Origin of the sequence: Saccharopolyspora ipomoeae (assembly GCF_029952525.1) — a bacterium.
Lineage (GTDB): Bacteria > Actinomycetota > Actinomycetes > Mycobacteriales > Pseudonocardiaceae > Saccharopolyspora > Saccharopolyspora ipomoeae.
In genome coordinates this window covers 1-14,753 of sequence record NZ_JASAOF010000013.1, presented here as the reverse complement: position 1 = coordinate 14,753, position 14,753 = coordinate 1, and the positions used below count along the sequence as shown (strand labels likewise).

Below are 14,753 nucleotides of genomic sequence, written 5' to 3'. Positions count from 1 at the left end.
GACCTACAACTGGATCAGAGGCCGGCTGGATCGGAGCCCGGCTGGATCAGAGGCCCAGCGCCTGGTTCACCGACTCGGTCGTCGGCGCCACGGTGGCCTTCGGGCCCAGCTCGCCCTCGACGGCGTCCAGGGTCTTGAGGCCGTCACCGGTGATCAGCAGGACCGTCTCGGCGTCCGGGTCGATCTTGCCGGCCTCGATGAGCTTCTTGGCGGTCGCGACGGTCACGCCACCAGCGGTCTCGGCGAAGATGCCCTCGGTGCGGGCCAGCAGGCGGATGCCGGCGCGGACCTCGTCGTCGGTGACGTCCTCGATGGCGCCGCCGGTCTTGCGGACGACGTCGAGCACGTACGGACCGTCGGCGGGGGCCCCGATGGCCAGCGAGCGGGCGATGGTGTCCGGCTTGACCGGCTGCACCACGTCGTGGCCGTTGCGGTAGGCGGTGGAGACCGGGGAGCAGCCGGTGGCCTGCGCGCCGAAGATCTTCACCGGGGAGTCCTCGACCAGGCCGACCTGGCTGAGCTCGTTGAAGCCCTTGTAGACCTTGGTCAGCTGCGAGCCGGAGGCGATCGGCACCACGATCTGCTCGGGACGACGCCAGCCCAGCTGCTCGGCGACCTCGAAGGCCAGGGTCTTGGAACCCTCGGAGTAGTAGGGCCGGACGTTGACGTTGACGAACGCCCAGTCCTCGTGGTCACCGGCGAGCTCGGTGGCCAGCCGGTTGACGTCGTCGTAGTTGCCGTCGACCGCGAGCAGCGAGCCGTCGTAGACCGCGCTCATCAGGATCTTGGCGCGCTCGAGGGTCTTGGGCACCAGCACGACCGAGTCCCAGCCCGCGCGGGCAGCGGCGGCGGCCACGGCGTTGGCGAGGTTGCCGGTGGACGGGCACGCCAGCACCTTGAACCCGAACTCGCGGGCGGCGGCCAGGGCCACGGCCACGACGCGGTCCTTGAAGGAGTGCGTGGGGTTGCCGGTGTCGTCCTTGATCCAGATCTTCTTGACGCCCAGCGCCTTGGCCAGGTTGTCCGCCTGGATCAAGCGGGTACAGCCGGGCTCGGTGTTGGGGATCTGGTCGACGTTGCTCGGCACCGGCAGCAGCTGCTTGTAGCGCCAGATGGAACGCGGACCGGCCTCGATGTCCTCGCGGCGGAGCTGGGGGAAGTCGTAGGCGACCTCGAGCGGCGAGAAGTCCTCGAGGGAGACGAACTCAGGAGCCAGGGGCTGCCGGTGTCCCTCTTCCTTGGACACCAGTTCGACGGCGTTGCCGAGATCGAACTTCTTGCCGGCAGTGGTGGCGGCGTGGGCAGCAGCAGTCATCGCGCGAGGTCCTCTCCTCATCTGTCCCGCGGACGGGTCGGAATTGGCACCTGTTTGCGTCCGTGACCTCGCGCCGGTTTTTCGCACGATGCATCGGACGAACGGTTGCCGGGGCTTCAACGGGCCGTTCCCTCTGCCCCTCTGGATGAGCTATTCGGTTGTGGCGGCAACGTTAGTGGAACGCACGTCTTCCTGGCCAGTGCGCATCCAGATGGCGGGACTGTCGCCGCTCCGTGGGACCATGCCCGCATGAGCTCACCGACCGTTGTCGCCGACCCCCTGCACCTGGTGCTCGGGGACGAAGAGCTGCTGGTCGAGCGCGCGATGTGGGCGGCGGTCGGTGCCGCGCGCGCCGCCGATCCGGAGGCCGATTTCAGCCGGGTGAAGGTGAGTGAGCTCACCCCTCCTGAGCTCGCTGAAATGCTGAGTCCCTCGCTGTTCGCGGAGGCGCGGGTGCTCGCGATCGAGTCGGCTCAGGACGCGGGCAAGGAGATCGCCGAAGCCCTGCTGACCCACGCCAAGCAGCCCGCCGAGGGCATCACGCTGATCGTGGTGCACAGCGGTGGTGGCCGGGCCAAGCACGCCAAGGAGCTGCCCAACGCGCTGAAGAAGGCGGGCGCGCGCGTCACCGAGTGCAAGAAGCTCACCAAGCCCGCCGACCGCGAGGCGTTCGTCCGGGACGAGATCCGCCGCGCGGGAGGCAAGTCCGACTCGGGCGGGGTCAACGCCCTCATCGAGGCGGTCGGCTCGGACCTGCGGGAACTGGCGGCGGCGGCCTCGCAGCTGGTGGCCGACACCGGCGGCAAGATCGACGCGGACGCGGTCGGCCGGTACTACCGGGGCCGCGCCGAGGTGACCGGGTTCGCGGTCGCGGAGAAGGCCGTGGTGGGCGACCGCGCCGGGGCGTTGGAGGCGCTGCGCTGGGCGATCCAGCTCGGGGTGCCGCACGTGCTCATCGCCGACGCCCTGGCCGATTCGGTGCGCACCATCGGCCGCGTCGCGGCAGCGGGCGGCCGCAACGATCCCTACCGGCTGGCCGGGGACCTCGGCATGCCCGCGTGGAAGGTGAAGAAGGCCCTGTCCCAGTCCCGGGGCTGGACGCCGACGAGCCTGTCCGCCGCGCTGCAGGTCGTCGCCGAGGTCAACGCGGGCGTGAAGGGCATGGCGGCCGACGCCGACTACGCCCTGGAGAAGACCGTCCTGCGCCTGGTGTCGCTGCGCAACCAGCGCAGCTGATCACGCCACCCCGAGCAGCACCACTCCGGCCAGCACCACGACGGCCCCGGTCAGGCGCCGGACCGGCTGCGCCTCGCCGAGCACCCGCCAGGCCAGCAGCCCGGCGATGACGATGCTCAGCTCCCGAGCCGGGGCCACCAGGCTCACCGGCGCGAGCTGCATCGCGAACAGCACGAGGATGTAGGCCAGGGGCGAGAGCAGGCCGACGGCGATGATCTCCCGGCGGTGTTCGGACCAGATCCGCGCGAGCACGCCGCGGCGGCGGATCGCGTAGGGGGAGAGCAGGACGCTGCGGGTGAAGTTGTTGGCCCAGTCGAACAGCAGCGGCGACAGCGCCAGCCCGGTCACGGCGTGCGCGTCCCAGACCGTGTAGGTGGCGATGAGGGCCCCGGTGAGCAGCCCGAACCCGACACCGGCGAGGTTCGCCCCAGAGCGCGGCACGCCGTCGGACAGCCCGATCACGAACACCCCGCACACCACCAGCAGCCCGCCGCACACGCCGAGCCAGCCCGGCCGCTCGTGCAGCACGAGCACGGCCACCAGCATCGACAGCATCGGCCCGGTTCCCCTGGCCAGCGGGTACACCACCGACATGTCGCCGACGGCGTAACCGCGCTGCAGCAGCAGGAAGTACCCGAGGTGGATGGTCGCGCTGACCACGACGCCCAGGAGGAACGTCGTGGGGGCGGGGAAGTCGTCGTGAGAAGCTCCCCACAGCAAGGCGCCCGAGGCGACCGGCAGGTAGAGCACCGCGGAGCAGCTCGCGGTCAGCCACACGAACCCGGCCCCGGACGAGCCGGCCCGCTTGGCGAAGTAGTTCCACCCCGCGTGCGCGAACGCGGCGAGCACGACGAGAACGACGGCGACAGCCCCCATGATCCTCAGGAGCCTAGTCCTGATCAGCCGCTGAGCGCGATCTTCCAGCCGAGGCTGACGACCAGGCCGACGACGACGGTCAGGAAGACCCGGCGCACGAACGCCGATCCGCGACCGGCGGCCAGCGTCGCGCCCAGGACGCTGCCCGCGATGTTGCTCGCGGCCATCACCAGGCCCAGTCCCCACAGCACCTTGCCCGCGGGGATGAAGAAGACCAGCGCGCCCAGGTTGGTGGCCACGTTGACGACCTTCGCGGTGGCCGAGGCGGTGACGAAGGCGAATCCGACGAGGCCGACCAGCCAGAACACCAGGAACGATCCGGTTCCGGGCCCGGCGATGCCGTCCCAGAAGCCGATCGCAGCGCCGCCGAGCAGCATCAGCACCAGTTGGAGGCGTCGCGCGAACCGGGGTGCGTGCACCGACCCGAGGTCGGGTTTGCGCCACGTGTAGATGCCGACGACGACCAGGGCGACGAGCACGACGACGTTGAGCACCGAGGACGGCAGCGCGTCGGCCAGCGCCGCTCCGCCCAGCGATCCGAGGAGCGCCACCAGCGCCATCGGCAGCGCGGCCCGCCAGTCCATCGGCGTTCGCTTGGCGTAGGTTCGGGCCGCGGCGGAGGTCCCGGCGATGGCGGCGATCTTGCTGGTGGCCAGCGAGTAGATGACCTCGCCACCGGGCAGCAGCATGAGCATCGCGGGCAGCTGGATGAGCCCACCGCCGCCGACGATGGCGTCCACGGCCCCGGCCAGGAACGCCGCCGCGCAGAGGAACAGCAGCCCGGTGAGGGTGAGATCGGCGAATCCGGGCCAGTTCAACGCGGTGAGCACGAGGCATCACCGTATGGCCTGCGCACACCGGACTCCGAGCGGGTGTGAGCGCTCTCGCGGCGCCGGGACCACCCGGCGAAGCCGCAGGTGAGCCTTGTTAACATGGACGATCGTGTCGTACGGCATTCCGCCGTGGAGGAAGACCGGTCCCCGGACCGGGCCGATCGAGTGCGGCACGCGATTCGACTGACGAGGAAGAGGCGCACCAGTGGCCAACATCAAGTCCCAGATGAAGCGGATCAAGACCAACGAGGCGAACCGCCAGCGCAACAAGGTTGTGAAGACGTCGCTGAAGTCCGCCATCCGCAAGTTCCGCGCGGCCGCTGACGCCGGCGAGAAGGACAAGGCCGTCGAGCTGCAGCAGGCCGCCAGCCGTCAGCTGGACAAGGCCGCCAGCAAGGGCGTCATCCACAAGAACCAGGCCGCCAACAAGAAGTCGGCCATGGCCGCTCGCGTGAACAAGATCTGAGCCTTCTCGGTCGACGAAACGGCCCCTTCCCCACGACGGGGGAGGGGCCGTTTCGCGCGCGTCACCAGTCGTGCACCGACCCGTCGCGGCGGCGGTTGACCGGCAGGTAGCGCGGCTCGTACGGGAACCGCTCGGCAGCCGCCTCGTCGACCCACACGCCCAGGCCGGGTTCGTCGCTGGGATGCAGGTAGCCGTCGGCGAAGGTGTAGCCGGAGTGGAACACCTCGGAGGTCTGCTCGGTGTGACCCATGTACTCCTGGATGCCGAAGTTCGGCACCACCAGGTCCACGTTGAGCGCCGCGGACAACGACACCGGTGAGAGGTCTCCGGCACCGTGGGAACCGGTGCGCACGCCGTAGAGCTCGGCGAGGGCGAAGATCCGCCGCAGGTGCGTGATGCCGCCCGCGTGCGAGACCGAGGTGCGGATGTAATCGATCAGCCGCTCGGTGATGAGCTGCTGGCAGTCCCAGATCGAGTTGAACACCTCGCCGACCGCGATCGGAGTGGTGGTGTGCTCGCGGATCAGCCGGAACGCGCTCTGATCCTCGGCGGGGGAGGGGTCCTCGATCCAGAACATCCGGTGCTCTTCGAGGTCCTTGCCCAGCCGTCCGGCCTCGATGGGGGTGAGCCGGTGGTGCACGTCGTGGAGCAGGTGGAAGTCGAACCCGAACCGCTCCCGCACCGCACCGAGCACCTTCGGGGCGTGCCGCAGGTAGGACTCGCTGTCCCAGCGACCTTCCTCCGGAACCGCCGACGATGCGGGCTCGTAGAACTCGCCCTTGGCCGCGACGCCGTAGGCCTTGTCGACGCCGGGCACCGAGGCCTGCGCGCGGACCGCCAGGAACCCCTGGTCCAGGTGCGCGGCGACGTCGTCGAGCAGCGCGGGGATGTCCTCGCCGGTGGCGTGGCAGTAGGCCAGCACGCCGTCCCGGGCTGGACCGCCGAGCAGCTGGTGGACCGGCATCCCGGCGACCTTGCCCTTGATGTCCCACAACGCGACGTCCACAGCGGCGATCGCGGTCATGGTGACCGGCCCGCGCCGCCAGTAGGCGCCCTTGTACAGGTACTGCCAGGTGTCGTCGATGCGCTGCGAGTCGCGTCCGATCAGCTGCGGGCAGAGGTGATCGCGCAGGTAGGACGCCACCGCGAGCTCGCGCCCGTTGAGCGTCGCGTCGCCCCAGCCGATCACACCGTCGGAGGTGGTGATCTTGAGCGTCACGTAGTTGCGCCCGGGCGAGGTGACGATGACCTTCGCATCAACGATCTTGGACAACCTCGGTCCTCTCGGGTCGTTCCTCGGCGCCGGGCCAGTCGGCGTACTCGGCGCCGCTGCGGCGGTTCGGAGCGGTTTCGGGAAGGAAGCGCAGGCCGATCAGGCTCAGCACGATCAATCCCGCCACGTAGACCGCGACCCAGGTGAAGCCGCCGTCGGCGAGCACCAGCAGCGCGGAGGCGACGACGGTGAACGGACCGCTGGCGATCATCGCCCCGAACTGCCACACGACCGACACCCCGCTGTAGCGGGCGCCGGAGGGGAACAGCTCCGGGAAGTAGGAGGCCTGCGGCGCGTAGGTCCCGGCGTGGCCGAAGGCCAGTCCGGCGATCATGAGCAGCGTGATCAGCACGACGTCGCCGCTCTCCACGGCCAGGAACGCCGGCACCAGCAGCACCAGGTTGAGCACGGCGGCGCCGATGAACGTGGTGCGGCGGCCGATGCGGTCGGTGAGCTTGCCCCAGAACGGCAGCATGATCAGCTCGGCGAGGATCGCGATGATCACCGCGTCCAGCACGATGGAGCTGTCGACGTCGTGCGCTTCGGCGTAGGAGACGAGGAAGACGGTGTAGAGCGGGAACACCGCGGCTTCGACGAACTTGGCGAGCATGCCGCCGAAGACCTCGCGCCGGTGGTCGGTCAGCAGCCGCTTGAGCGGCGCGCGCTGCGGTTCCTGCTGCTTGACGGCTTCGAAGGTCTCCGACTCGGGAACCCGCATCCGGATGTAGAGACCGATGATCACGACGACCGCGCTGAGCAGGAACGGGACGCGCCAGCCCCAGGAGAGGAACTGGGCCTCGGGCAGCTGCGCTTGGAGCACGGCGAACAGCACGGTCGGGATCAGGTAGGCGGCGGGCGAGCCCATCTGAACGAAGCTCGCGTAGAAGCCGCGCTTGCCCGGCGGTGCGGCCTCGGCCGTGAGCAGCAGCGCTCCGCCCTGCTCGCCGCCGACGCCGAAGCCCTGCAGGAGCCGCACCAGCACCAGGATGATCGCCGCCCACAGCCCGATCTGCTCGTAGGTGGGCATCAGGCCGACCGCGAAGGTGCCGAGCCCGGTGAGCAGCAGCGTGTAGACCAGGGTCTTCTTGCGCCCGAGCCGGTCGCCGATGTGGCCCCACACCAGGCCACCGAGCGGACGGGCGAAGAAGCCGACCGCGTAGGTGGAGAACGCGGCGAGGGTGCCGACGAGCGGATCGACCTCGGGGAAGAAGACCTTGTTGAACACCAGCGCCGAGGCGGTGCCGTAGATGAAGAAGTCGTAGTACTCGGCGATCGTGCCGATCACCGAGGCGGCGACCGTGCGACGCAGCGATCGTCCGCCCGCGCTCGGTGCGAGGTCCGTCGACATTGACCCTCCTCCAGGGATGAATACCAGCGCTACCATACAAGTGCTGGGATCCCAGAGGTCAAGGGTTGTCGATAGGGTGGTGACCATGACCAGCACAGCGGGCAAGACCTCGGCGCGAGTGACGGTGCACCGCGAGATCCGCCGGCGCATCATCACCCTGCAGCTGCCCCCGGGGCACCCGCTGTCGGAGAACGAGCTGGCCGGTGAGCTGGAGGTGTCCCGCACCCCGGTCCGCGAGAGCCTGTTGCTGCTCGCCGAAGAGGACCTGGTCCGCGTCTTCCCGAAGCTCGGCTCGTTCGTCTCCCGGGTCGATCCGCAGCGCATCGCCGACGCCCAGTTCGTCCGCGAAGCCGTCGAGGTCGCCTCGCTGGCCGACGCGGTGCGGCTCCGCACCGACTCCGACGTCGAGGCCCTGCGCGACCTGTTGGAGCAGCAGCGCGCCGCGGCCGACGACGTCAACGGGTTCTTCGAGCTCGACGAGGCCTTCCACCAGCGCCTGCTCGCCGCAGGCGATCATGCCAACGCCTGGCGCACGGTCGAACAGGCCAAGGCCCACCTCGACCGCGCCCGCCGCCTCGGCCTCCGCACGGTCAGCCCGGTCCCGGACCTGATCGACCAGCACGCCGAGATCGTCGACGGCCTCGAAGCCCGCGACCTCGACGCCGCCGTCGACGCCCTGCGCAGTCACCTGCGCGCCGTGTTCGAAGACGTCGAAAGAATCCGATCGGAGTCACCCGACCTCTTCGTCAACAGCGCCGAAGAACGCCCCATCAGACGCAGCATCACGGTCCTCCAGTGACGACCCCGGTCGCTCGATCCGAGTGGACTCGCGGCTTGCTGGTCGCTGCTGCTGCGGGTGAGGGTGGATCTTCCACGTCCAAGGTGGACCGGCGTCGGGCTGCGGATCTGCTGCGCCGATTGCAGCGGCTCGTCGATCCGGATGCGCGGCAGCGGCACGCGTGCTGATGAGGACGTGTGCGGATGACCGAACCGGCCGGTAGAACTACCGGCATGGAGGTCTTGAACAGCCGGATGATCTTGCGGCCCGGCGATCACGATCGGTCGGTGCGGTTCTACCGCGACGTGCTGGGGTTGGCGATCTGCCGCGAGTTCCCCGGCGGCACGGTGTTCTTCCTGGGGCAGGGATATCTGGAGGTCTCCGGGCGGGGTGGTCAGGGGCCGAGCCCGGACCAGGTCCTGTGGCTCCAGGTCCGGGACCTGCGCGCCAGCTTCGACGAGCTCCGCGACCAGGGCGTCACCGTCCTCGCCGAGCCCGAGCACAAGCCGTGGGGCCTGCACGAGGGCTGGATCGCCGATCCCGACGGCATGAGGATCGTCCTCGTCGAGGTCCCCGCCGACCACCCCATCCGACGCGACACCCGAGGCGACTAGTGCGCCAGCACCTCGAGGCGGAACGGTTTGCCGTGGTGGCAAGCGGGGGTGCGGGGGATGACCGGGAGTTGGGCGTCGGGTACCGGGCGTGGCGTGGGACTATGGGGTGAACCCTGCGCGTCATCCGCCGGGGAGCCCGGGCCGACGTCTGCCGACGAACGCCGACAGCCGTAGGAACGCCGCCGACATCCGAGGAACCCGAGTGAGCAGTTTCGCCGACACCACCTTCACGCCGCCGGAGCGGATCCGGAACTTCTGCATCATCGCGCACATCGACCACGGGAAGTCGACGCTGGCCGACCGGATGCTGCAGCTGACCGGTGTGCTGGGGGAGCGTGCCTACCGGGCCCAGTACCTCGACCGGATGGACATCGAGCGCGAGCGCGGCATCACGATCAAGGCGCAGAACGTGCGCCTGCCGTGGGCCGTCGACGGCGAAGAGCACGTGCTTCACATGATCGACACTCCCGGGCACGTCGACTTCACCTACGAGGTCAGCCGGTCGCTGGCCGCCTGCGAGGGCGCGATCCTGCTGGTCGACGCCGCGCAGGGCATCGAGGCGCAGACCCTGGCGAACCTCTACCTCGCCATGGAGCACGACCTGCAGATCATCCCGGTGCTCAACAAGATCGACCTGCCGGCGGCCGAGCCGGACAAGTACGCCGCCGAGCTCGCGCACATCATCGGCTGCGAGCCCGAGGACGTGCTGCGCGTGTCGGCCAAGACCGGTGACGGTGTCGGCGCGGTCCTCGACGAGGTCGTCAAGCAGGTCCCGGCGCCGGAAGGCGTCGACGACACCGCCCCGCGCGCGATGATCTTCGACTCGGTCTACGACACCTACCGCGGCGTGGTCACCTACATCCGGGTCGTCGACGGCAAGATCACCCCGCGGCAGCGGATCAAGATGATGTCCACCGGCGCCACCCACGAGCTGCTGGAAGTCGGCATCATCTCCCCGGAGCCCAAGCCGTCGAAGGGCCTGGGCGTCGGCGAGGTCGGCTACCTGATCACCGGTGTGAAGGACGTCCGCCAGTCCAAGGTCGGCGACACCGTCACCGCCGAGCGCAAGGGTGCGACCGAGCCGCTGGCCGGCTACCGCGAGCCCAAGCCGATGGTCTACTCCGGGCTCTACCCGATCGACGGCTCCGACTACCCCATCCTGCGCGAGGCGCTGGAGAAGCTGCAGCTCAACGACGCCGCGCTCACCTACGAACCCGAGACCTCGGGCGCGCTGGGCTTCGGTTTCCGCTGCGGCTTCCTCGGCCTGCTCCACCTGGAGATCACCCGGGACCGGCTGGAGCGCGAGTTCAACCTGAACCTGATCTCCACCGCGCCGAACGTCGTCTACGAGGTCGAGATGGAGGACGGCACCGAGCTCGTGGTGACCAACCCGTCCGACTGGCCCGAGGGCAAGATCAAGGACGTCTCCGAGCCGATCGCCAAGTGCACGGTGATCGCCCCGTCGGAGTTCGTGGGCACGATCATGGAGCTGTGCCAGGGCCGCCGCGGCCAGCTCAACGGCATGGACTACTTGTCGGAGAGCCGCGTCGAGCTGCGCTACACGCTGCCGCTGGGCGAGATCGTCTTCGACTTCTTCGACCAGCTCAAGTCCCGCACCCGCGGCTACGCCTCGATGGACTACGAGGAGTCGGGGATGCAGACCTCCAACCTGGTCAAGGTCGACATCCTGCTGCAGGGCGAGCCGGTCGACGCCTTCAGCGCGATCGTGCACCGCGACGGCGCCTACGCCTACGGCACGAAGATGGCCACCAAGCTGCGCGAACTCATCCCGCGCCAGCAGTTCGAGGTCCCGATCCAGGCGGCCATCGGCTCGCGCATCATCGCCCGCGAGACCATCCGCGCGATCCGCAAGGACGTCCTCGCCAAGTGCTACGGCGGTGACATCAGCCGGAAGCGCAAGCTGCTGGAGAAGCAGAAGGAGGGCAAGAAGCGGATGAAGACCATCGGCCGGGTCGAGGTCCCGCAGGAAGCCTTCGTCGCGGCCCTCTCCACGGAGGAAGCCAAGGACGACAAGTCCAAGGGCGGCAAGAAGTAGCCCTGACCGCCCCGATGATCTGACGTCGGCGCCCTCCCTCGACTCCGTGTCGGGGGAGGGCGTTCTCGTCACCAGGGGACGGTTTTAGTGAGAACTGTCCCGACATTTCGGACATTGATCATGGGTGATTATGGCTAAAACCGTCCACCGCCGACCACCGTTTGGCGCAGGGGGCGCGGTGGCGTCATGCCTGGGCACCGCTGTATAGGTGTTCTCTATGGGGTGGATCGAGGATTGGTCTGCTTCGGGAGTGATCTGGGGAAACCTGGGGGAAGTGTGACCTGGGACTCCGTCCCAGGGGGTGGATCGGGGTTGTTTGGTTCGGACCTGTGGATAGCATGCGAGCGCAAAGGTCTTGCGGTGTTTCGGTTTCCGCCGAGCACATCGATGTTTTCGCTGGTGCGCCACCAAAAGTGGCGGGCTCGACGCTGCCTGGAGGTTGCTCGTGGAGGAGTTCTCCCGCGAACGTTTGCCGATCCCCGATCCTCAGCCGCCTGCCGCTACCTCGCTCGACGCGCGTGATCAGAGCCCGCCGTTCCAGCCGCGGCAGCCGCTGCGCCCGCCGCAGGGGGCGCCGAACGTCGTCGTCGTGCTCATCGACGACATGGGGTTCGGGGCGCCCAGCGCGTTCGGCGGGCCCTGCAACATGCCCACCGCGGAGCGGTTGGCCGACAACGGCCTGCGCTACAACCGCTTCCACGTCACCGCGATCTGCTCGCCGACCCGGCAGGCGCTGCTGACCGGCCGCAACCACCACTCCGTCGGCATGGGCGTCACCACCGAGATGGCCTCCGCAGCGCCCGGCTACTGCGGCATCCGCCCGCTCAGCGCCGCCACCATCGGTCAGATGCTGCAGGGCAACGGCTACAACACCGCCGCCTTCGGCAAGTGGCACCAGACCCCGGCGCGCGACGTCAGCGCGGCCGGCCCGTTCGACCGGTGGCCCACCGGCGAGGGCTTCGAGAAGTTCTACGGCTTCCTGTGCGCCGAGATGAACCACTGGTACCCCGTGCTGTTCGACGGCACGAAACCCGTTGAGCCCACCCGCAAACCCGAGGACGGCTACCACCTGTCCGAGGACCTGGTGGACAACGCGATCGACTGGGTGCGCGACCAGACCGCGCTCAAGCCCGACAACCCGTTCTTCGCCTACCTGCCCTTCGGCGCCACCCACGCGCCGTACCACGTGCCGCAGGAGTACCGCGAGAAGTACCGGGGCAAGTTCGACCACGGCTGGAACCGGCAGCGCGAGATCACCCTGGAGCGCCAGAAGGAGCTCGGCGTCGTCCCGGAGGACGCCGAACTCGCCCCGTGGTCCGAGGGCGTGCCGCACTGGGACGAGCTCTCAGCCGAGGAGCAGCGGGCCGCCGCCTCCCTCATGGAGCTCTACGCCGGGTTCGCCGAGCACACCGACGACCAGGTCGGACGCCTAGTCGACGCCCTCGACGAGCTGGGCGAGCTCGACAACACGATGTTCGTCTACATCCTCGGCGACAACGGCGCCTCCGCCGAGGGCGGCCTGGGCGGCACGCTCAACGAGCACCGCTTCGCCAGCGGCATCCCCGACAGCGCCGAGTTCATCAACGCCCACGACGCCTCCCTGGGCGACGCGACCACGCACGCGCACTACCCGGTCGGCTGGGCGCTGGCGATGAACACGCCCTACCAGTGGACCAAGCAGGTCGCCTCGCACTTCGGCGGCATCCGCGACGGCATGATCGTGCACTGGCCCGCGGGCATCACCGAGCGCGGCGGGCTGCGCGACCAGTTCCACCACGTCATCGACATCGTGCCGACGATCCTCGAAGCCGCGGGCCTGCCGCACCCGACCGAGGTCAACGGCGTCGCGCAGCAGCCCATCGAGGGCACCAGCATGCTCTACAGCTTCAACGATGCCGACGCGCCCGACCGGCACCGCGTGCAGTACTTCGAGATGGTCGGCAACCGCGGCATCTACCAGGACGGGTGGATGGCCGTGACCCGCCACGGCACGCCGTGGGTGATGGTGCAGGACGGCGTTCGCCGCTCCTTCGACGACGACGAGTGGGAGCTGTACAACACCAACGTCGACTGGACCCAGTCCCACGACCTCGCCGAGGAGCACCCGGACAAGCTGCGCGTGCTGCAGCAGCTGTTCCTGGTGGAGGCGGCCAAGCACAACGTGCTTCCGCTGGACGACCGGATGACCGAGCGGGAGAACCCCCTCGAAGCCGGGCGGCTGGACCTGATGGGCGACCGGCGGTCGGTGACCTTCCACGCGGGCGCCAAGCGGCTCACCGAGGAGACCGCGCCCAACGTCAAGAACCGCTCGCACACCCTCACCGCGCTGGTCGAGGTGCCCGAGGGCGGTGCCGAAGGCGTGTTGGTGGCCCAGGGCGGGCACACCGGCGGGTGGTCGTTCTACTTCCACGACGGGAAGCCCTGCTACGCCTACAACTACTTCGGCACGGTCGTCCAGCACGTCCGCGCACCGGAAGCGGTGACAGCGGGCGAGCACGAGGTCAGCGTGCGGTTCGACTACGACGGCGGCGGTGTCGGCAAGGGCGGCACCGCGACGCTTCGGATCGACGGCACCGAGGTCGCCTCGGGGCGGGTGGACGCGACGATCCCGTACTACTTCGCCTTCGACGAGACCTTCGACATCGGCGTGGACCGGGCCAGCCCGGTCACCGACGACTACGCGCCGGTCGACAACGCCTTCACCGGCGGGCTGCGGCGGCTCCGCGTGGACCTCGACGACGACCAGTGGTCCGATGTGGAGGCGGCGTCGGCGTTCCGCACCGCGCACGAGTAGGCGGCGTCCCGCCTGCCCGGTGCACTGCCGGGCAGGCGGAACGCGCGGGAGGGCAGGTGTGATGGACCGGCGGGAGCTGGAGTACTTCCTGGCGATCGTCGAGCACGGCAGCTTCACCGCCGCCGCGCAGGCGATGCACGTGGCCCAGCCGTCGCTGTCGCACGCCATCCGCAACCTGGAGAAGGAGCTGGGCGGCAAGGTCTTCCACCGGCTGCCGCACGGCGTGTCGCTGACCCCGGCCGGGGACGCGCTGGTCGAGCCCGCCCGGCAGGTGATGCGCGACCTGAGCACCGCCACCGCTTCGGTCCGCGAGGTGCTGGGCCTGGCCAGCGGGCGGCTGGACGTCGTGGCGCAGACGACGCTGGCCGTCGACCCGCTCGCCGAGCTGATCGGCGATTTCCTGCGGGAGAACCCCAGGGTGGCGGTCAACGTTGCCGACCCGGAGCTGGGCACCGACGTGACCTCGGCGGTGCGCGCCGGTGAGTGCGAGCTCGGGGTCGTCGACTCGGAGCACCCGATCGGCGACCTGGAGTGCATGGTGCTGCGGGGGCGGGAGATCTTCGCCGTCCTGCCGCCCGGGTCCGCGCCCGGTCAGAAGCGGTTGAGCGTGCCGGAGTTGTCCACGCTGGACTGGATCGCCACGCCGCCGGGCACGGCGACGCGCGCGGTCATCGAGGACACCGTCGGCGCCCGGGGCGGCGAACCGGCGTTCGCGGTCGAGACCGCGCACCAGGCGATGATCGTCCCGCTGGTGCTGGCCGGGGCCGGTGCCACGCTGCTGCCCCGGTCGATGGCCCGCGACGCGGCCGCGCGCGGTGCTGTCGTGCTCCCGCTGCGGCCCCGGGTAGTGCGCCGAGGAGTCCTGTTCTGGCGCCCGGGGCCGCTGTCCCCGGCGGCGGCCCAGTTCCTCGCGATGGCCGGAGCCATCGCCGAACTACCTCGGTGACCTGGGGAAACGAAGTTCTCATGAAAACTGTCCCCACCCCGGAACCCTAGTGACGGTGGTGATGAGGTGGGGAGGTTTTCATGAAAACTGTCCCCACCACCGAACGGACTGTCGTGAGGACGGGAAGGGGTTCCGTCCCTGGTGGGGGTGGTTTCGTGAAAGATCCCCACTTCGTGGGTGGGGGAAGTTTTCATGAAAACTTCCCCCACCCACGAAGT

12 protein-coding genes and 1 riboswitch are annotated in these 14,753 nt (G+C 69.4%); of the genes, 7 read left to right on the top strand and 5 right to left on the bottom strand.

Annotated features, from left to right (window positions below):
* Nucleotides 1–46 precede the first annotated feature (46 nt).
* The gene (thrC, locus tag QFW96_RS19290; protein WP_281457094.1) at nt 47–1,315 is read right to left on the bottom strand and encodes a threonine synthase; all 1,269 of its coding nucleotides are present in this window, start codon (nt 1,313–1,315) and stop codon (nt 47–49) included.
* 14 nt (nt 1,316–1,329) lie between these two features.
* A riboswitch (SAM riboswitch) is annotated at nt 1,330–1,467 on the bottom strand.
* 97 nt (nt 1,468–1,564) lie between these two features.
* On the opposite strand from thrC, the gene holA reads away from it, so the two are divergent.
* Nucleotides 1,565–2,551, top strand: a complete 987-nt coding sequence (gene holA / locus QFW96_RS19285; RefSeq protein WP_281457093.1) for a DNA polymerase III subunit delta — start codon at nt 1,565–1,567, stop codon at nt 2,549–2,551.
* Here holA and QFW96_RS19280 read toward each other — a convergent pair whose 3' ends face one another.
* The gene (locus tag QFW96_RS19280; protein WP_281457092.1) at nt 2,552–3,427 is read right to left on the bottom strand and encodes an EamA family transporter; all 876 of its coding nucleotides are present in this window, start codon (nt 3,425–3,427) and stop codon (nt 2,552–2,554) included.
* A gap of 23 nt (nt 3,428–3,450) precedes the next feature.
* Entirely contained in the window at nt 3,451–4,257 is an 807-nt protein-coding gene (locus QFW96_RS19275; RefSeq protein ID WP_281457091.1) for a TSUP family transporter, read from the bottom strand.
* Nucleotides 4,258–4,465: 208 nt separating this feature from the next.
* Here QFW96_RS19275 and rpsT point away from each other — a divergent pair, with 208 nt between their 5' ends.
* Nucleotides 4,466–4,726 carry a 30S ribosomal protein S20 gene (gene rpsT, locus QFW96_RS19270; protein ID WP_281457090.1) on the top strand — a complete coding sequence of 87 codons (261 nt, stop codon included), beginning with the start codon at nt 4,466–4,468 and terminating at the stop codon, nt 4,724–4,726.
* Between the two features lie 61 nt (nt 4,727–4,787).
* On the opposite strand, the gene manD is transcribed toward rpsT, so the two are convergent.
* Together manD and QFW96_RS19260 are read right to left on the bottom strand one after the other, a co-directional pair.
* Entirely contained in the window at nt 4,788–5,999 is a 1,212-nt protein-coding gene (gene manD, locus QFW96_RS19265) for a D-mannonate dehydratase ManD (RefSeq protein ID WP_281457089.1), read from the bottom strand.
* Nucleotides 5,983–7,347, bottom strand: coding sequence for an MFS transporter (locus QFW96_RS19260; RefSeq protein ID WP_281457088.1), 1,365 nt, complete (start codon nt 7,345–7,347; stop codon nt 5,983–5,985). The genes manD and QFW96_RS19260 overlap by 17 nt, the downstream gene beginning before the upstream one ends.
* Nucleotides 7,348–7,432: 85 nt before the next feature.
* On the opposite strand from QFW96_RS19260, the gene QFW96_RS19255 reads away from it, so the two are divergent.
* From QFW96_RS19255 to QFW96_RS19235, 5 genes are all read left to right on the top strand, one after another.
* Complete coding sequence (locus QFW96_RS19255; protein WP_281457087.1) at nt 7,433–8,146, top strand: GntR family transcriptional regulator; 714 nt, start codon at nt 7,433–7,435, stop codon at nt 8,144–8,146.
* A gap of 212 nt (nt 8,147–8,358) precedes the next feature.
* A complete protein-coding gene (locus tag QFW96_RS19250) occupies nt 8,359–8,739 on the top strand; it encodes a VOC family protein (protein ID WP_281457086.1) in 381 nt (126 codons plus the stop codon).
* Nucleotides 8,740–8,941: 202 nt separating this feature from the next.
* Nucleotides 8,942–10,795 carry a translation elongation factor 4 gene (gene lepA, locus QFW96_RS19245; protein WP_281457085.1) on the top strand — a complete coding sequence of 618 codons (1,854 nt, stop codon included), beginning with the start codon at nt 8,942–8,944 and terminating at the stop codon, nt 10,793–10,795.
* 445 nt (nt 10,796–11,240) lie between these two features.
* Nucleotides 11,241–13,589: an arylsulfatase gene (locus QFW96_RS19240; protein ID WP_281457084.1), complete on the top strand. Its 2,349-nt coding sequence runs from the start codon at nt 11,241–11,243 to the stop codon at nt 13,587–13,589.
* A gap of 61 nt (nt 13,590–13,650) precedes the next feature.
* On the top strand, nt 13,651–14,535 hold the full coding sequence (locus tag QFW96_RS19235; protein WP_281457083.1) for a LysR family transcriptional regulator: 885 nt from the start codon (nt 13,651–13,653) through the stop codon (nt 14,533–14,535).
* Nucleotides 14,536–14,753: the final 218 nt, after the last annotated feature.